Genomic DNA, 19,131 nt, shown 5'->3' with positions numbered 1-19,131 from the left:
TCAGTGGTCCTTCAGGAGGGAGTAGGCAGCACGGTAGCGTTCGTGCTGATCGGCGAAAGCGGCCACGAGGGCCGTGTCAGGCGCGACAGAGCGCGCGATGGGGGGCTGGCTGGCAATCTCCATGCCCGCACCCGTGGCGGCCATCATGCCCAGGCGGGCCGCCCCCAGGGCGGCGCCGTAATCGCCCGCCTCGGGCAGATCCAGGGTGATGTTCAGCGCCGTGGCAATGGTGCGCAGCCAATAGTCGGATTTCGTCCCGCCCCCCATGGCCAGCGCGCGCTCGATGGTGGTGCCGGTGGCGGCCAGGGCATCGCGGCTGTCGGCAAAGGCAAAGGCGACACCCTCGAGCACGGCGCGCGCGGCCTCGCGGGCGTCGGTCGCGTGGTCAAGGTGCAGGAACTGCCCGCGCATGGCGGCGTCGTTGTGGGGTGTGCGTTCGCCCCCGAGATAGGGCAGGAACAGCGTGCGCCCCGGCGCGCGCAGGTCGCCAAGATCGCCCGTCAGCTCGGCCGCCGATTTTCCGGTAAGGCGCGACAGCCATTGCAGCGCGTCGGTGGCGGCCAGGATCACCCCCATCTGGTGCCACGTCCCCGGCACGGCGTGGCAGAAGGTATGCACGGCCGTCGCCGGATCGGGGCGGTATCCGTCGTTGGCGGCAAACAGCACCCCCGAGGTGCCCAGCGACAGGAAGGCGGTGCCGTCCCGCACCACCCCCGCGCCGATGGCGGCGGCGGCATTGTCGCCCGCGCCCCCGGCCACGACCATGCCGGGCAGATCCCACTGCACCGCCAGCTTGTCGCGCAGATGTCCCGACATCTGCGACCCTTCCACCAGCCTTGGCATGCGGTCGCGCGACAGGTGGCAGGCGGCGAGAAGGTCGTCGGACCAATCCCGCGCGCCGGTATCCAGCCAGGCGGTGCCAGCGGCGTCGGACATCTCCGACACATGTTCGCCGGTCAGGTACATCCGCAGGTAATCCTTGGGCAGAAGCACCTTGGCGATCTTGTCGAACGTCTCGGGTTCGTTTTCGCGCACCCAATCCACCTTGGGCGCCGTGAAGCCCGGAAAGACGATGTTGCCGGTGATCTCTCGGAACCGCGGATCGGCATCCATCGCCGCCGCCTGGCGCGCGCTTCGGGTGTCGTTCCACAGCATGCAGGGGCGCAGGGGGCTGTCGGCATCGTCGATCAGGGTGGCGCCGTGCATGTGCCCGGCCAGCCCCATCCCGGCCACGCCGGAACAGTCGTTCTTCTGGCGCAGCGCCTGCAGGGCGTCGGACGCGGCGCTTTCCCAGCTTGCCGCGTCCTGTTCCGACCAGCCGTCATGGGGCCGCTGAACGCTCAGCGGCACCGTATGTTCGGCCAGGACGGTCTGATCTTCGTCGATCAGGATCGCCTTCAGCGAGGATGTGCCAAGGTCCAGGCCAATATACTTGCTCATGCGGCGCTTCGCTCCGGTTTCTTGCCCAGGATGATCATTCCCAGGATTTCGTCATCGGTCACGTCCGATACCTTCTCGGTGCCGACCAGCTGACCGTTCTTCATCACCGATACCCTGTCGCACAATTCCATCACGTCGTGAATATCGTGGCTGATCAGGAAGATGCCCAGGCCCTGGCGCTTGAGCTCTTGCACCAGTTCGGAAACCATCTTGGTTTCCTGCGGGCCCAGGGCGGCGGTGGGTTCGTCCATGATCAGGATCTTGGCGTTGAAATAGACCGCCCGCGCGATGGCCACCGATTGCCGCTGACCGCCCGAAAGCGCCGACACCGGGTCGGCGAATTTCTGGAAGTTGGGGTTCAGGCGATGCATGATCTTGCGGGTTTCCGCCTCCATCTGGGCATCGTCCAGAAATCCGGTGGGCGTCACGAGCTCGCGCCCCAGGAAGAGGTTCGAGGCGGCATCCAGGTTATCGGCCAGCGCCAGCGTCTGATAGATCGTCTCGATGTTGTGGCTGCGGGCGTCGCGGGGGTTGTTGATCTCGACCTTCTGGCCGTTGACGTGGATTTCGCCCGCATCGGCCTGATAGGCGCCCGACAGGCATTTGATCAGGGTCGACTTGCCCGCGCCGTTGTGGCCCAGAAGGCCGACGACTTCGCCGGGGTAAAGATCGACGCTGACGTGATCGACGGCCTTGATGCCGCCGAAGGCGATCGAGATGTCGCGCATCTCGACCAGGGGGGTTCCGGTGTTTTCCATCTCGGGCCTCACTTCGATTTGCGGCGGTAAAGAATGTCGAGCCAGACGGCCAGCACGAGGACCGAGCCGACGACGATCTGCTGGATCGCGGCGTCAAAGCCGATCAGCACCATGCCGGTTTGCAGGCTTTGCATGACAAGGGCACCCAGGATCGCGCCATAGATCGTTCCGACCCCGCCGGCCAGCGACGTGCCTCCGATGACGGCGGCGGCGATGACGTAGAGTTCGTCCAGCGTTCCCAGCGCGTTGGTGGCGCTGTTCAGGCGGGCCGAGGCGACCACGGCCGACAGACCGGCCAAAAACCCCATGAGCGAGAAGATCTTCACCGTCATCAGGCGGGTGTTGATGCCGGCCAGTTCCGCCGCCTCGGGGTTGCCGCCGATGGCAAAGACATAGCGGCCGAACCGGGTGCGGTTCAGAAGGATGGTCATCAGGATGCCCACCGCCACCAGGATCAGAACCGGGATGGCAAAGCCGTGGCTGATGAACAGCCCGCCCTCGGGCATCTCGATGCCCTGACGTTCGGTATACTGGCGCACGATTCCCTTGGGCCAGGGATAGGCGTTGACCAGCAGAACGGCACCGATGGCGACGGCACAGCCCAGGGTGGCCAGGAAGGTGTCGGCCCAGACCGGGCGCAGCGCGAACTTGAACTTGCGCCGTTGGCGCCGGCCGTTCAGCGTCAGGAAGATGGCGGCGGCACAGGCCAGCCCGCCGACGATCCAGCTTCCGGTCGAACCGATGGCGCCGTAAGGGCCACCGCCCAGGAGGGCAAAGGTTTCATCCACGGGCGAAATCGTCTCGCCCCGGGCGACCAGGAAGGCCGCGCCGCGCCAGACCAGCAATCCGCCCAGCGTCACGATGAAGGCCGGGATCTTCAGGTAGGCGATCAGCGATCCCTGGATCGCGCCGACGATGGCGCCGGTCAGCATGCCCGCAAGGGCCGCGATGATCCAGATCAGCGGGTGGCCCAGGCCAAGGAGCGGCGGCAGGATATAGACCTGCAGCATCCCCATGACCACGGCGCAAAAGCCCAGGACCGACCCGACCGACAGGTCGATGTGGCGGGTGATGATCACAAGGACCATGCCGGTCGCCATGATCCCGATGCTCGAGGTCTGCACCGACAGGTTCCACAGGTTTCGCGGGGTCAGGAAGGCGCCGAAATTGTTCACGAGGGCGCCGTAGAGGTGAAAGCCGATCCAGATCAGCGCAAGTGCGCCGACCATGCCGATCAGGCGGGTGTCAAGTTCGGTCGCCTTCAGGAACCGCGTGAACGGCCCATCGGACGCCTTCGGTTTCGTGGCGGTTGGGGTCGAGGTGTCAGTCATGAATGGGTCCAGCGCTGCAATGGGCTGCGGGGCAACGGCGGCGGGCTTGGCGCGCCAGTCCGGCTGCGCGGGGCGCGGGGCCGGGGGCCGTCGGCGGTTCTGTCATTGCTCCGGCGCGGGGTAGGCCCCCGCGCCGGAAAGGTCATGCCTTACTTGCAGGCGGGAACGTCGTCCGCCGCGCCTTCGCAGGCCTGTTCCTTGCTGATGTGGCCGGCGTCGATGGCCAGGTGCAGCGTTTCCTTGGTGATCGGGGTGGGTTCGAGGAAGATGGCGCTCATCTCCACGCCGTTCTCACCGCCCGACCATGCCTCGGCACCGTCGATCGCGCTCAGCTCGGTTCCGCCGGCCAGGGCCACGGCGATTTCCGCCGCCTTGCCACCCAGATCGCGGCTGTTCTTCCAGACCGAAACGGTCTGGGTGCCACGGGCCACGCGGTTCAGCGCGGCAAGGTCGCCGTCCTGGCCGCCCACGGGGATGTTCAGACCCTGCGCCGACAGGGCGGCGATGACGCCACCGGCCATGCCGTCGTTCTGGGCCAGAACCGCGTCCACCTCGTTGTTGTTGGCGGTCAGGATCTGCTCCATGTTCTTCTGGGCATTCTCCGGCTTCCAGCCGTCCGAGAAGTTCTCGCCGACGACCTTGATGCCGTCCATGCCGCCGATCACCTCTTCCATGCCTTCGCGCAGGAAGGCGGCGTTGGGATCGCCCGGATCGCCCTTGATCACGGCATAGTTGCCGTCACCGGCGGCATCCACCACGGTCTGCGCGATGATGCGGCCCACGCCCTTGTTGTCGAAGGTCAGGTAGAAGGCGCGCTCGTCCTCGATCAGGCGGTCATAGCCGACGACGGGGATTTCTTCGGCGGCGGCCTGGTCGATGGCGGGGCCGATGGCGTCCTTGTCCATGGCCAGGATGATCAGCGCGTCGGCACCCTGCGCGATCAGTGCCTCGATGTCGGTCAGCTGCTTGGCGGCCGAGGCCTGCGCGTCGGACGAGATGTACTTCGCGCCCAGTTCGTCCAGCTTGGCCTTGATGGCGGCTTCGTCGGTCTTCCAGCGCTCTTCCTGGAAGTTGGACCAGCTGACGCCAACCGTCAGGCCGTGGGCGTCGGCCCAAGCCATGGAGGTGAGGGATGTGGACAGCGCGGCGGCTGCCAGAAGTGTAAGACGCATGGTTTTCCTCCCGAGTGCTGCCACCGCTCTTCGGCGGCAGTCAGTTGCGTAGTGAGGCTTTACCATGGCTATATTTAATTCAGGTGTCAAAATAAATAGTTTGCGAAATGCAGATTTCTGCGTAACCTGCTGGTGTCAGAGCCGAAATGCTGCCCGGAAACCGGGCACAACAGGGCGGGACGTGGGAGTTTCTTATGGCCGGTGAACTAAATTCAACAGCGGAAAACGCCGCCCTGGCGCCCGATCCGGGCGCGCCCCAGGGCTGCGGGCCGCTGCGCCCCTCGGGCGATTCGCCGGTGCCGCTGCGCCAGTCGCTGTTCGAATCGGTCCGCGCCTACGGGGCGATGCCCCGGGTCGAACTGGCGCGCCATCTTGGGGTCAGCCCCGCCTCGGTCACATCGGTCACGACCGACCTGATCGCGGCCGGGTTCCTGCACGAGATCGCGGCCACCCCACGCGACGGTGAAACCGGGCGGGGCCGCCCTCCGGTTGCCCTGGCGGTGCGCCCCGGGGCGGGCCATGTCGTGGGCGTGAAATTCTCGACCGTGGGCAACAGCGCCGTGATCCACGACTTCGCGGGCAACCCCCTGGCCGAGATCAGCCAGGGTGTCGGCGCGCTGGTTCAATCCCCCGAGGCGATCTGCCGCCAGGCCGCGCAGCTCATCGACATGGCGCTGGAAAAATCGGGGCTGGAGCGGTCGGACATCTGCGCCGTGGGGGTCGGGCTGCCCGGCTACATCGACAGCGACCTCGGGATCGTGCTGTGGTCGCCGCTGACCTCGGACACCAACGTTCCGCTTTGCGCGATGATCCGCGACCACCTGGGCATCCCGGTGGTGATCGAGAACGATACCAACATCCTTACCCTGGCCGAACTCTGGTTCGGGGATGGGCGCGACGTTTCGAATTTTGCGGTCATCACCATCGAACACGGGGTCGGCATGGGGCTGGTGCTGAACAACCGGCTGTATCGAGGCGCGCGGGGGCTGGGGACGGAACTGGGCCACACCAAGGTGCAACTGGACGGCGCCTTGTGCCGCTGCGGTCAGCGCGGCTGCCTTGAGGCTTATGTCGCCGACTATGCCCTGGTGCGCGAGGCTTCGACCGCGCTCAACTGGCATCCCGATGTCGCCTCGATGTCGCAGGTACTTGAGAAGCTCTATGATCACGCCAAGGGCGGCAACCGCGCCGCGCGGTCGATCTTCCGCCGTGCCGGGCGCTATCTGGCCGTCGGAATCGGCAATGTCGTCAACCTTTTCGACCCCGAGCTGATCCTGCTGTCGGGCGAAAGGCTGCGCTATGACTACCTTTATGCCGACGAGGTGATGGCCGAACTCAACAACGTCTGGATCCAGGTCGACCGCGCCGCGCCTCGGGTCGAGATTCATGCCTGGGGCGACATGATCTGGGCGCGGGGGGCGGCGGCGCTGGCCCTGTCCCACGCCACCTCGGACATGCTGGGGGCTGGCGCGCCGGTGGCCGCGCAATGATCCGCTGGCTTGTCCTGGCCCTTGCCGCAGGCCCGGCCATGGCCGAGGTGCAGTTCATCGACCGTTCCGGCGATCTTCCGGTTCAGCACATCTATTCCGGCGGGTGGGAGCATTTCGTGGGCGGCGGCGTGGCCGTTCTGGATTGCAACGGCGACGCGCTGCCCGATCTCTATGTCGCGGGGGGCACTGCGCCCGCCCGGCTTTTCGTCAATGCCACCGCATCGCCCGGCGCTGCCCTGCGCTTTGCCCTTGGTGACGCGGGCGGGCTGACCGACGTGACGGGCGCCTATCCGCTGGACGTGGACGGCGACGGCCTTCTCGATCTTGTGGTCCTGCGTGTCGGGGGCAACGTGATGCTACGGGGGCAGGGCGATTGCACCTTCCGCGATGCGACCGAAGAATGGGGCGTCGATCCCGGCGCGGCCTGGACCACCGCCTTTTCCGCCACCTGGGAGGGGGACAATGCCCTTCCGACATTGGCCTTTGGCAATTACGTCGACCGCGACGATCCCGAAGGCCCCTTCGGCACCTGCGACGACAACCGGCTGCTGCGCCCCGAAGGGCGGCGCTATGGCGCGCCCATCGCGCTGTCGCCGGGATATTGCGCGCTGTCCATGCTGATCTCTGACTGGGCGGGCACGGGGCGGCGCGATCTTCGGGTCAGCAACGACAGGCATTACTACGTGCGCGAGGGGGCGGAACAGATGATCCCGCTCGACACACTACAGCCCCTGACCGAGGCCGAGGGCTGGCCGCGCCTGATGCTCTGGGGCATGGGGATCGCCAGCCGCGACATCACCGGCGACGGGCTGGCCGATGTGATGCTCACCTCGATGGGCGACCAGCTGCTTCAGTTCGCACGCCCCGGCGGGCGCTATGAAAATGCCCCCTATGGTTTCGGCAGCTATGTCCAGCGCCCCTTCACCGGTGACGATGGCCGGCCCTCGACCGGCTGGCATGCCGAGTTCGGAGACGTGAACAACGACGGTTGGGACGATCTCTTCATCGCCAAGGGCAATGTCGACCAGATGCCCGGCAACGCCAGCAAAGACCCCAACAACCTGCTGATCCGCACCCCGGATGGCCCCTTCACCGATCACGCGGCCGCGGCCGGGGTGGCCAGCCCGGCGCGCAGCCGCGGCGCGGCGCTGGTGGATCTCAACCTCGACGGCAGGCTTGATCTTGTCGTGGTCAACCGCCGCGCCCCGCTTGAGGTGCACGAGAACGCGACCGAGGCGGTGGGCAACTGGCTGGCGCTCGATCTGCGGGCCGAAGGGGCGAACACCCGCGCCGTCGGCGCCTGGATCGACCTGCGCCTTCCCGGAGGGCGGATCGAAACGCGCGAAATCACCGTTGGCGGGGGCCATGCGGGGGGGCAGGCGGGGCCGCACCACTTCGGGTTGGGCCAGGCCGATGGCGCCGAGGTGCGGCTGCGCCACAACGGGCAGGTCACGCCCTGGCGCAGGCTGGACGCCAACGCCCGCGTCACGCTGCGCCTCACCGGAGAAGGCGACCTTCTGATCGCGGGGCGCTAGCTTTCTTTCTTGCCTGAAATACTCCCGCCGGAGGCGCCCGCCCTCTCGGAGGGCGCGCCGGTTGGCGGTTCAATGATCCACCGGCAACCCGCTGGGCACGGTTTCGGGAATGCCCAGCCGCCCGAAAACCGCGACCGGATCGGACAGGGTGCGCAGGAAAGCCTCAAGCGCTGCGATCTCGTCGGCGTCAAGAGCGACGGGCGGCGTGGTGATGGCCGCCGAAATCTCGTCGGTCAGGGCGGCATCCTCAAGCGGCGCCATGTCGTGGCCCTTGCCGATGCCCGGCGGAAGTTGGACATCAGCGACAAAGCCGGCCCTATTTTCCAGCGGATCGGCGTGAAACTTCAGGAATTCCGACAATTCCGCAAAAGCGCCCGTGTGGCCATAGGGGGCCGTGAAGGCGACGTTGCGCAGGCTTGGCGTGCGGAAGGCAAAGGCATCCTCGGGGCGTCCCGTCACCTCCATCCGGCCCTCATCGCGCTGGTGTTGTTCGAACCGGGCGGCTTTGCCCGGGCCGAACTGCGGCACGCCCATGGCGTGAAACCCATGGTCGGTCTGGAACGGTCCGCTGTGGCAGGTCGCACATTGCGCAGCGCCGTAAAACAGGTCGGCGCCGCGTGCGGCGTCGCCCTCCAGCACCTGCTGACCGCGCAGCACGGCATCGAACAGCGCGGTGTCGCTGCGCCATTCGAAGGTCATGAAGGCGGCGATGGCGTTGGAGATATCGGTAAACCCGATGGGCCGCCCCTCGGCGACCTCGGGATAGACCTCGGCAAAGCGGCGGGCATATTCCGGAAGCTCGGCCACCCGGCGGCTCAGGATGTCCCAGGCGCCGCCCTCGCCGGTGATGATGCCAAGGCGCACCGCCCGGGCCACGTCGTTTTCCGAGTAATGCCCCGCCATCTCATCCTGGCTCAGCACCGGGAACATGGTCTGCGCCGACAGGACACCGGAAAAGCCCATGGTCATCTCGTCTTCCATGGGGGTGCGCAGCCCGGATGGGCGGGTGTCGTCACGTTCGACCCGGCCATCGTGAAACAGTACGCGGAATTCATGGGCGCCCAGGTTGAACAGGGCGGGGGCGTTGCGCGGAATGCGCTCTTCCGGTGGGTTGTCGGGGTCGGGGCGCCGGTCGGGGCCAAGGCCGATGCCGCCTTCACCCACCCCCAGCGCCAGCCCGTCGCCGGTGCCAAAGCGGGGATGATGGCAGGTGCCGCAAGATATGTTGCGATTGCCCGACAGGATCGGGTCCCAGAACAGAAGCTGGCCCAGTTCGGCCTCGGCGCGGGTCACGGGGACATACATTGCATCGGTGACGGGCGCGGGCAGGTCGCCCGCCCGGGCCGCGCCGGCGGCCATCAGCAGAAGGGCCAGTGTTCTCATGTCGCTCTCCCATAGCGGACAAAGGCGAAGCGGGTGCCGCAGGGCGCCCAGCAGGGCACATTGATCGTACCCTGCCCGCCAAACATATCCAGCAGAACCCGGGGTGCGCCACCCTTGGCGGGCATCAGGCGCAGCTGCACCTCGCGATTGCGGGGGTGGTTCCGGGTGCCGGGCGCATAGGAGAGGTAGAGCACATGCGCCCCGCAGGGCGAGGGGTGGGGAAACCAGTCGACACGGTCGCCCGCGCTCATCCGTTCCAGGGCGCTGCCATCGGGGTGCATCCGCCAGAGGTTCATCTGCCCGTCGCGCAGGCCGTTGAACCAGATCCATTGACCATCGGGGGTATAGTCGGGCCCGTCGGCGTGGTCGAACCCCCGTGTCAGGCAAATCTCGGGGCCGCCCCGGGCCGGGCAGGTCCGAATGTCGTAGAGGCCGTCGCGCCGCGCGACATAGGCCAGGGTGGCGCCATCGGGCGACCAGCCGTGCCAGTACGATGGCACCTGCGGCGTGATCCGCCGGGCCGTGCCGCCCGTCACGGGTATGGTGTGGATGCAGGCCTCGCCCGTCTGGGTCTTGTCGCTGAAGACCAGCGTCTTGCCGTCGGGGGAAATGCCGTGATCGTTGTTCAACCGGTTCAGCCCGCCGGTATCGACCGGCTGAAGGCGGGGATCGCCAAGTGCGACGCGAAAAAGCCGCCCCTCGGCGTTCACGATCAGGTGGCCTGCGCAGGGTGACCAGTTCGGCGCCTCGATCAGGCGCGGGGTCTGCAAGAGGCTTTCGACGGTGCCGGTGGGCAGATCGAAAAGGCAGAGATCGCTTCGCATGGTATCCGTCGCATGATGTGGGGGAAGGGGTTCACCACCCCCGGATTCCGCGCAAACGGGGACATCCGGGGGCAGTGCCGATGGCGAATATCCTTGCGACCTTTCGGCCTGCCGGATGGTTCGTGTCTCCTCCCACGAACGCCATCAGATTCGTCAACCTCTCAGGCAGGTGAAATGCACCTATTTTCGGCAAAAGTCCACTATTATGTTCACAAGGCGCTCAGGTGTTGGGCGCCCGGCGAAGATCCAGGGTCATCGGAAATTCGGGATGGGGCGTTTCGGGGACGGGGCGCCAGGTGCCGCCACTGTGACCGAAGGGCTGGAAGCGCGACAGGCGGCGCGCCTCGGCCTCGTTTCCGTTGACGGGGAAGGTATCGTAGTTGCGCCCGCCCGGATGCGCGACGTGATAGGTGCAGCCGCCCAGGGCCTTGCCGGTCCAGGTGTCATAGATGTCGAAGACCAGCGGCGCGTCCACCGGCAGCACCGGGTGCAGCGCGAGGGGCGGTTGCCAGGCCTTGAACCGAACACCGCCCACCGACACCCCCGAAGTCGCGGTGCGGGTCATGGGCACCTGCCGCTTGTTGCAGGTCACGATGTAACGGTCGGGGTCGGCACAGGTGAGTTTCGCCTGCATCCGTTCCACCGAACTGTCGGTATAACGCACGGTCCCGCCGATGGCGCCGGTTTCGCCCAGGACGTGCCAGGGTTCCAGCGCCTGGCGGATTTCCAGATGCGCGCCCTCGTATTCCACTTCGCCGCAGAAGGGGAAGCGGAACTCGGCCTGGGCCCTGAACCACTCGGGCGACAGGTCGAACCCGTGATCCTTCAGGTCGCGCAGGATTTCCAGGAAATCCTCCCAGACGAAATGGGGCAGCATGAAGCGGTCCTGAAGCGTGGTGCCCCAGCGGGTGAGGTTGCCCTTGATCGGGTCGGCCCACATCCGCGCGATGATGGCGCGCAACAGCAGTTGCTGCGCCAGGCTCATGCGTGGATCGGGCGGCATCTCGAAACCGCGGAATTCGACAAGGCCCAGCCGCCCGGTGGGGCCATCGGGGGAATAAAGCTTGTCGATGCAGATTTCCGCGCGGTGGGTGTTGCCGGTGACATCCACCAGCAGGTTGCGGAACAGCCGGTCCACCAGCCAGGGCGCGGGCGCTTCGCCTTCGCCGGGCAGGGGCACCTGGTTCAGGGCGATCTCAAGCTCGTAAAGCGAATCGTGGCGCGCCTCGTCGATGCGCGGCGCCTGGGAGGTGGGGCCGATGAACATGCCAGAGAAAAGGTAGGACAGCGCCGGGTGCCGCTGCCAATAGCGCACCACCGAGGCAAGAAGATCGGGGCGGCGCAGGAAGGGGCTGTCGGCCGGGCTGGCGCCGCCGACGACAACGTGGTTGCCGCCGCCGGTGCCGGTGTGGCGCCCGTCGATCATGAACTTGTCGGCGGCCAGGCGGGTCTGGCGGGCCTCGTCATAGACGGCCTCGGTGATGGTGCGCACCTCGTCCCAGTCCTTGGCGGGGTGCACGTTCACCTCGATCACGCCGGGGTCGGGGGCGACGCGGATCACGTTCATGCGCGGATCGCTGGGCGGGCCGTAACCTTCGATATGCACCGGCAGCCCCTGCGCTTCGGCCGCTGCTTCGGCGGCGGCGACCAGTTCAAGGTAATCTTCCAGCTTTTCGACCGGCGGCATGAAGACGCAAAGCCGCCCGTCGCGCGGTTCAACCGAAAGGGCGGTGCGCACGGCGCCGCCCAGTTCGCCCAGCTTCTGTTCGACGCGGTCCTGGGTCGCCTCGGAGGCGGTGAAGCTGCTGCGCGCCTGGGTGCGTTCCGCGGCCTCGGCATCGGTTTCGCCGTCGAAATCGGGCAGGGGCGGACGGGCATCGAAAGGATCCTGCGGGATGACGTGGGGATAGTCCTTCTCGGGGACGTGGGGCAGGGTGCCCAGCGGCAGGCGATAGCCCACCGGGCTGTCCCCCGGCACAAGGTAGAGGTGATCGCGCCGCAGGGTCCATTTTTCACTGCGCCAGCCTGCGGTGGCGCGGGCCTGCCATTTCTGCACCGGCAGCACGAAGCCCGAAGGTTCGGTCAGGCCCCGGCCGAACACGCGCGCGATGCGCTGGCGTTCTTCGGGGTCTTTCAGGTGGGAATTCTCCGGGGTCACGTTTTCGGGCAGGTTGCCTTCCTTGATGATCCACTCGGCCGGGTCTTCATAGGCGGGGGTAACGTTTTCGTCGGGCACGCCCAGCACCTTGGCCATGCCTTCCAGAAGCGCGCGCGCCTCATCGGGCGTCGCCGTTCCGGCGCCTTCCTCTTCGGCGATCAGGTCGGGGTTCTTCCACACCGGTTTGCCATCGCCCCGCCAGTAGAGGCTGAAGGTCCAGCGCGGCAGGGTTTCGCCGGGATACCATTTGCCCTGCCCGTAGTGCAGGAAGCCGCCGGGCGCGAAACGCTGTTGCAACCGGCGGATCAGCTTGTCGGCGAAGACGCGCTTGGTGGGGCCGACGGCGCCGGTGTTCCACTCGTCCGCCTCGAAATCGTCGATGGACACGAAGGTCGGCTCGCCGCCCATGGTCAGGCGCACGTCGCCATCCTCCAGAGCCTTGTCGACCTTGGCGCCCAGGGCGTTCAGGTCGCGCCAGGCCTCTTCCGAAAAGGGCTTGGTGATGCGGGGGTGTTCGGCCACGCGCTTCACGCTCATGTCGAAGGCAAAGTCGACCTCGGCAAAGCTGGCCATGCCCGAAATCGGCGCGGCGTTGCGGTAGTGGGGCGTGGCGGCCAGCGGGATGTGGGATTCGCCGGCCAGAAGGCCGCTGGTCGGGTCAAGCCCCACCCAGCCCGCGCCGGGCAGGTAGACCTCGGCCCAGGCGTGCAGGTCGGTGAAATCCTTGTCGGTGCCGGATGGACCGTCCAGCGCCTCGAGATCGGGTTTCAACTGGATCAGGTAGCCCGAGACGAAACGCGCGGCCAAGCCAAGATGGCGCAGCGCCTGCACCAGCAACCACGAGGTATCGCGGCACGACCCCTTGCCGGTGGTGAAGGTTTCCTCGGGCGTCTGCACGCCCGGCTCCATGCGGATGACATAGCCGATTTCGCGCGACAGGCGGGTGTTGAGCGCGACGATGAAATCGTTGATCGGGGTCTTTTCGCGCGGCACGCTGGCCAGAAACTCGGCCAGCTTGGGCCCTGCCGGTTCGGGAGTCATGTAGATCGACAGGTCGGGGCGGATATCCTCGGGGTATTCGAAGGGCCAGTGTTCGGCAAAGCCTTCGACGAAGAAATCGAAGGGGTTGTAGACCGACATGTCGGCGGTCACGTCCACCTTGATCTTCAGCTCGCGCACCGGTTCGGGAAAGACGTAGCGCGCCAGCCAGTTGCCGTAGGGGTCTTGCTGGTGGTTCACGAAATGCGGCTGCGGCGACACCTTCAGCGAATGCGAGATGACCCGGGTGCGGCTGTGCGGGGCGGGGCGCAGGCGGATGATCTGCGGGCCAAGGGTGACCGGGCGGTCATACTTGTAATGGGTCAGGTGATAGATGCTGGCATAGATCGACATGATGTTCCCAGAAGTTAGGCCGGTTTGATCCCAGCGTTTCACAGATCGCCCCGCGGGGCCAGCGATAGGCCGACTGGCCCGGCGCCGCTGCCTGCCGTCAGGCGCGCCAGGGGGCGATCAGGCCATGGATGAATTGCAGCTTGTCGATCACCGGGGCCGACAGGACGAAGGGGTAGAGATCGGGCTGGCCCAGCGATCGGTTGACCGCGTTGATCGCGATGCTGACCGGCACCCAGGCATCGATCACCGATTGCGCACCGGGGGCGGCGTAGGGATCGAAGCGGAGGGCACCCTGACCGGCGTTGATGCCATAGGCCCAGGCGGTTTCCAGCCCGTCAACCATGTGCATCCAGTGGGCGAAGGTTTCGGCGAAATCCTCCCAGGGGTGCGCCGTGGCGTAGGAGCTGACGTGGGATTGGGGCCAGTCGTTGGGCGCGCCGTTGGCATAGTGGCGCTGAAGGGCCTCGCCGTAATCCTCGCTGTCGTCGCCGAACAGGCGGCGGCATTGGTCAAGCGCGTCGGTATTCCTGACCAAAACCTCCCAGTAATAATGGGCAACCTCGTGGCGCATGTGGCCCACGAGGGTGCGGAAGGGTTCGCCCATGGCGGTGCGGCGCGCCTCGCGTTCGGCATCGTCGCCTTCGGCGATGTTCAGGGTGATAAGGCCGTTGGCATGGCCCGTCAGTACCGGTTTCACCTTGCCATCGGCATCGGTTTCGTCGGTCAGGAAATCGAAGGCCAGGGCGGGCCATGGGCCGTTGTCATCCACCGGCAGGGGCAGGTTCCAGCGGATCAGAGAATAGAAAAGCTGCCGCTTGGCCAGTTCGATCGCGGCCCAGCGGATGCGGTTTTCCTCGATGCCGTGATCGGGGACGGTGCGGTTGTGCCGACAGGCCCGGCAAAAGCGTTCGCCCGGTTCGGCCAGCCAGTTGCAATCGGCCACTTCGGCATTGGCACAGCGGGTCTGCCCCGCCGCCGGCACCATGTCGAGCCGGGCCGGATCGAAGGCCAGGTCGGTGCCGCAGACGACACAGCCATCGTTGCTGAAGTGCAGTTCGTTGCTGCAGGATGGGCAGGTGAATCTCTTCATCGAGGTGGCTCCGGCGATAGGATTGTCAGGTGGCGGCGCCCTTGGCGCGGTTCAGCGCCCGATCGGCGGCCCAGCCCGAGATGACGGCCGCCATCAATCCCCATATGACCCAGATCGCGCACAATACAAGGAAGGTCAGGCAGAAAGCCGAGACCAGAAACGCCATCGTGTAGTCTTCGACCATGAATCGCCCCCCCGTCGGATCATCCTAGGGCGGATCGGCCTCATGTCACCTTGAATTACGCCGCGCGGGCCTCGGCAAGCGCTGCGGGAAGGTGGAGGGCCAGCAGGTCAAGATCGCTTTCGCGTCCACAGCCAAGGCGGATGCAGCGATCCTGCGGCGCGACGAAGGGCATCCGCACGAAGACGCCCCTTTCCCCCAGCCCGGCCAGAACCCGGCGCGCGAAGGCACCGTCGCCGCCGCAATCGACGGTGACGAAATTCGTGGCCGAGGGCAGGGCGTGCAGCCCGTTGTCGGCCGCGATCTGCGCGATGCGGCTGCGCGCGGCGGCGATCCTGGCCACTGTCTGGGCCAGGTAGTCCTGTTCGCCGACGGCGGCCAGGGCGCCCACCTGGGCGATCCGGTTCATGGCGAAATGGTTGCGGATGCGATCGAAGGCGGCGATCAGGTCGCGCGGGCCGATGGCATAGCCCACCCGCGCCCCGGCCATGGCATAGGCCTTGGAGAAGGTGCGCATGCGGATGACGTTGGGCTGTTCGGGCCGCATCTGCGGCGCGGTGCCCTCGGGCGCGCATTCGACATAGGCCTCGTCCAGGATCATCAGCGTACCTTCGGGAAGGTTGGCGATCATGTCGTCGATGGCGCTGGCATCGTGCCAGGTGCCCATGGGGTTGTCGGGGTTCGACAGATAGATCAGCCGCGCGCCGGTGCGCCTTGCGGTTTCCACCAGCGCCTCAAGGTCTTCGTGATCGTCGCGGTAGGGCACCTTGTGCAGGGTGCCGCCATAGCCTGAGACGTGGAAGTTGAAGGTGGGATAGGCACCGTCCGAGGTGACGACATGCACGCCCGGTTCCACCGTCATGCGGCAGACATAGCCCAGAAGCGTGTCGATGCCTTCGCCGATCTGGATATGCGCCGGGTCGACCCCGTGCAGGGCGGAAAGGGCAAGGCGCAGGTCGTGATGCTGGGCGTCGGCGTACATCCAGACATCGCTGGCCGCCCTTTCCATCGCGCGGATGGCGGCGGGGGCGGGGCCGAAGACGTTTTCGTTCGCGCCGATGCGGGCGTCAAAGGGGCGGCCGCGTTCGCGTTCCTGGGTTTCGGGGCCCACGAAGGGCACCGTGGCGGGCAGGCTGGCAACGTGATCGGTCAGGAAACGGGACATGGCGCACCTTCGGTTCGGGCAGAGGTGGGGGCGGGCAGGGCCCGCCCCGCGGTCAGTCGATTTCGGCCAGCCGGGTAAGCGCGGCTTGCAGGCGTTGCTTTTCCTCGGTCTTGACGGCGGCCTGGGCCTCGGTTTCCTCGATCACCTCGGGCGCGGCGTTTTCGCGGAACTTCGGGTTCTTCAGCCGGCCCGACAGGCCGCCAAGCTCCTTTTCGACCTTTTGCAGGGCCTTGGACAGGCGCGCCTTTTCGGCCGATACGTCGATGATGTCGGCCAGGGGCAGGGCGAAGGTGCCGCCCGAAACCGGGATCGTCGCGCTGCCCTTGGGGGCGGTATCGGCGCGGCTGACGGTGCCAAGGCGCGCCAGCTTTTCGATCATCGGCGCGTTGTTGTCCCAGGCGGTCTGCCCGGCGGCGTCGAGATCCAGCATCAGAAGATCGACCTTGAGCGCGGCCGGCACGTTCATTTCGCCGCGCACCGAACGGATGCCCTCGATCAGGGAGATGACCCAGTTCATCTCGGTGTCGGCCCGGGCGTCGATCAGTTCGTCGCCATAGGTGGGCCAGTCGGCGTGGATCAGCATCTTTGCCCGTTCGATCTGGCCCCAGAGCTCTTCGGTGATGAAGGGCATGACCGGGTGCAGCAGGATCAGGCATTGATCCAGCACCCAGGCCAGGGTTTCGCGGGTTTCAGCCTTCTGATCGTCGGTGCCGTCCATCAGCAGCGGCTTGGACAGTTCGAGATACCAATCGCAGACCTTGCCCCAGACGAAGACGTAAAGCGCGTTGGCGGCATCGTTGAAACGATAGCTTTCAAGGGCGGCGTCAACCTCGGCGCGGACCTTGGCGGTTTCGCCCATGATCCAGCGGTTGACGGTCTGCTCGGGTGCGGGCTGTCCCTTGTGGGTGGTGGCCCCGTTCATTTCGGCAAAGCGGAAGGCGTTCCACAGCTTGGTGCCGAAGTTGCGGTTGCCGGCGATGCGCGATGTGCTGAGCTTCAGGTCCCGCCCCATGGAGGCCATGGCGGTGAGGGTGAAGCGCACCGCGTCGGCGCCGTATTCGTCGATCAGTTCCAGCGGGTCGAGAACATTGCCCAGCGACTTGGACATCTTCTTGCCCTTCTCGTCGCGCACCAGGGCGTGGACATAGACCGTGCCGAACGGTTTCTGCCCGACCACGGCATATTGCATCATCATCATCCGGGCGACCCAGAAGAAGATGATGTCGAAGCCGGTGATCAGCACCGAGGTGGGGAAATACTTCTCCAGCGCCTCGGTGTTTTCCGGCCAGCCAAGCGTGCCGATGGGCCAGAGGCCGGACGAGAACCAGGTGTCGAGCACGTCGCTGTCGCGCCAGACGGGATAGACCAGTTTCGTCGGGTCCTGGCTGAGGTTGTATTCGGCCAGCGAGGCGGCAAGCGCGTGGACTGCTTCATCGCGCGAGGCGACCTCGACCACCCGGGCGGCGTGCAGCGGGGCGGGCAGGGCGGCGATATCGTCGCGGAAGCGGGCCGAGACGTCTTCGAAGGCGGGCGCACAGTGCAGGCGGTGGCCGGAATGCACCAGGTGATCGCGGGTGAGAAGCGAAAGCAGTTCGACCTCGTCCAGCGCGTTGTCGCCTTCGTCGTCGCGGAAGGAGGACGTGTGCAGATCGAGCCCGTACCAGACCGGGATCTGGTGCCCCCACCAGAGCTGGCGGGAAATGCACCAGGGTTCGATGTTCTCCAGCCAGTTGAAATAGACCTTGCGATCCTGCTCGGGGAGGATCGTCACCTCGCCGTTGCGCACCGCGTCGATGGCGGGCTGGACGATCTTGGCGGTGTCCACGAACCACTGGTCGGTCAGCATCGGTTCGATGACGACCTTGGAGCGGTCGCCGAAGGGCTGCATGATCTTCTTGTTCTCGACCAGCGGGCGCTCTTCGGTTGCTTGCGCGCCCTCATCGCCTTCGACCGTGACCTGCACGGTGACGGCCAGGCCCTCTTCGGTGATCTGATCGACGATGCGCTTGCGCGCCTCGAACCGGTCAAGGCCGCGCAGGTCTTCGGGGACGAGGTTGATCTGGCCCACGTCGGGGGCCGTGGTGTCGGCCCCGTGGGTGCGGGCCAGGTCGGCGGCCTGGCGGGCCGAGTCGTCGTAGGACAGGCCGTCCTGGCGCATCTGCCCCTTGGTATCCAGCAGGGCATAGAGCGGGATGCCGTTGCGCATGGCCACGCCGTAGTCGTTGAAATCATGGGCGCCGGTGATCTTCACCGCGCCCGACCCGAATGCGGGATCAGGATATTCGTCGGTGATGATCGGGATCTGGCGGCGGTGTTCCTTCGGGCCCACCGGGATTTCGCAGAGCTTGCCGACGATGGGCGCATAGCGTTCGTCGCCCGGATGCACCGCGACGGCGCCGTCGCCCAGCATGGTTTCGGGGCGGGTGGTGGCGATGGAAATGTAATCGCGGACCTCGCGCAGGGTGACGTTGCCGTCCTCGTCCCGCTCGACGTATTCATAGGTTTCACCGCCGGCCAGCGGGTACTTGAAGTGCCACATGTGGCCGTCGACCTCGGTGCTTTCGACCTCGAGGTCGGAAATCGCCGTTTCGAAATGCGGGTCCCAGTTGACCAGCCGCTTGCCGCGGTAGATCAGCCCCTTTTCGTGCATGTCGACGAAGACCTTGATCACGGCATCGTGGAAATTACCCTCTTCCCCCTCGGGGGCGCCGGGGGCACCGGACATGGTGAAGGCCTCGCGCGACCAGTCGGCCGAGGCGCCCAGGCGCTTGAGCTGGCCGATGATGGTGCCGCGCGACTTGATCTTCTGCTGCCAGACCCGGCTGGTGAAAGCCTCGCGCCCCAAGTCGCGGCGGGTGGGTTCGCCGTTCGCGGCCATGTCGCGTTCGGTCACCATCTGGGTGGCGATGCCCGCGTGGTCGGTGCCCGGCTGCCAGAGCGTGTCGAAGCCGCGCATCCGGTGCCAGCGCACCAGGATATCCTGCAGGGTGTTGTTGAAGGCATGGCCCATGTGCAGATTGCCAGTGACATTGGGCGGCGGGATCATCACGCTGAAGGTTTCGGCGCGGCTGGCGTTGGCGCCCGCGGTGAAGCAGCCGGCCTTTTCCCAGGCGTCATAGATGCGCCCTTCGGCGTCGGCGGCTTGGAATGTCTTGTCCATCGGCATAGCGGCGATCCTTCCTCGTGTTGGCGTTGATTTACCGACAAGGCGG

The 19,131-nt window shown here is 66.3% G+C and carries 13 protein-coding genes; 2 read left to right on the top strand and 11 right to left on the bottom strand.

Going from position 1 to position 19,131, the window contains the following annotated elements:
• From xylB to H7828_RS02205, 4 genes are all read right to left on the bottom strand, one after another.
• Complete coding sequence (gene xylB / locus H7828_RS02220) at positions 1-1,440, bottom strand: xylulokinase (RefSeq protein ID WP_226779303.1); 1,440 nt, start codon at positions 1,438-1,440, stop codon at positions 1-3.
• Positions 1,437-2,198 (bottom strand): ATP-binding cassette domain-containing protein, encoded by a 762-nt coding sequence (locus tag H7828_RS02215; RefSeq protein ID WP_226779302.1) that lies wholly within the window; start codon positions 2,196-2,198, stop codon positions 1,437-1,439. Before H7828_RS02215 ends, xylB begins: the two co-directional genes overlap by 4 nt.
• Positions 2,199-2,206: 8 nt before the next feature.
• Positions 2,207-3,529, bottom strand: coding sequence for a sugar ABC transporter permease (locus H7828_RS02210; RefSeq protein WP_226779301.1), 1,323 nt, complete (start codon positions 3,527-3,529; stop codon positions 2,207-2,209).
• 149 nt (positions 3,530-3,678) lie between these two features.
• Entirely contained in the window at positions 3,679-4,701 is a 1,023-nt protein-coding gene (locus H7828_RS02205; RefSeq protein ID WP_226779300.1) for a substrate-binding domain-containing protein, read from the bottom strand.
• Positions 4,702-4,895: 194 nt separating this feature from the next.
• On the opposite strand from H7828_RS02205, the gene H7828_RS02200 reads away from it, so the two are divergent.
• Together H7828_RS02200 and H7828_RS02195 are read left to right on the top strand one after the other, a co-directional pair.
• A complete protein-coding gene (locus H7828_RS02200) occupies positions 4,896-6,191 on the top strand; it encodes an ROK family protein (protein ID WP_226779299.1) in 1,296 nt (431 codons plus the stop codon).
• Complete coding sequence (locus tag H7828_RS02195; protein WP_226779298.1) at positions 6,188-7,726, top strand: FG-GAP repeat domain-containing protein; 1,539 nt, start codon at positions 6,188-6,190, stop codon at positions 7,724-7,726. Before H7828_RS02200 ends, H7828_RS02195 begins: the two co-directional genes overlap by 4 nt.
• A 69-nt stretch (positions 7,727-7,795) precedes the next feature.
• Here the strand turns inward: H7828_RS02195 and H7828_RS02190 are convergent, their stop codons facing one another.
• The 7 genes from H7828_RS02190 to H7828_RS02160 all read right to left on the bottom strand — a co-directional run bounded on the left by H7828_RS02190 (position 7,796) and on the right by H7828_RS02160 (position 19,085).
• The gene (locus H7828_RS02190; protein ID WP_226779297.1) at positions 7,796-9,109 is read right to left on the bottom strand and encodes a cytochrome-c peroxidase; all 1,314 of its coding nucleotides are present in this window, start codon (positions 9,107-9,109) and stop codon (positions 7,796-7,798) included.
• A complete protein-coding gene (locus H7828_RS02185) occupies positions 9,106-9,933 on the bottom strand; it encodes a TolB family protein (protein WP_226779296.1) in 828 nt (275 codons plus the stop codon). Before H7828_RS02185 ends, H7828_RS02190 begins: the two co-directional genes overlap by 4 nt.
• A 220-nt stretch (positions 9,934-10,153) precedes the next feature.
• Positions 10,154-13,483, bottom strand: coding sequence for a transglutaminase family protein (locus H7828_RS02180; RefSeq protein WP_226779295.1), 3,330 nt, complete (start codon positions 13,481-13,483; stop codon positions 10,154-10,156).
• Between the two features lie 97 nt (positions 13,484-13,580).
• Positions 13,581-14,573 (bottom strand): zinc-binding metallopeptidase family protein, encoded by a 993-nt coding sequence (locus H7828_RS02175; RefSeq protein WP_226779294.1) that lies wholly within the window; start codon positions 14,571-14,573, stop codon positions 13,581-13,583.
• A 25-nt stretch (positions 14,574-14,598) separates the two neighbouring features.
• The gene (locus tag H7828_RS02170; RefSeq protein WP_226779293.1) at positions 14,599-14,757 is read right to left on the bottom strand and encodes a hypothetical protein; all 159 of its coding nucleotides are present in this window, start codon (positions 14,755-14,757) and stop codon (positions 14,599-14,601) included.
• 55 nt (positions 14,758-14,812) lie between these two features.
• Positions 14,813-15,919 (bottom strand): pyridoxal phosphate-dependent aminotransferase, encoded by a 1,107-nt coding sequence (locus H7828_RS02165; RefSeq protein ID WP_226779292.1) that lies wholly within the window; start codon positions 15,917-15,919, stop codon positions 14,813-14,815.
• Positions 15,920-15,971: 52 nt separating this feature from the next.
• On the bottom strand, positions 15,972-19,085 hold the full coding sequence (locus tag H7828_RS02160; RefSeq protein ID WP_226779291.1) for a valine--tRNA ligase: 3,114 nt from the start codon (positions 19,083-19,085) through the stop codon (positions 15,972-15,974).
• Between the last annotated feature and the right edge of the window lie 46 nt (positions 19,086-19,131).

The sequence above is a fragment of the Oceaniglobus trochenteri genome, from assembly GCF_020529025.1.
In the GTDB taxonomy this organism is placed as follows: Bacteria; Pseudomonadota; Alphaproteobacteria; order Rhodobacterales; family Rhodobacteraceae; genus Oceaniglobus; species Oceaniglobus trochenteri.
Note: the sequence above shows the minus strand (reverse complement) of the source record. Positions and strands in the feature narration are given on the sequence as shown.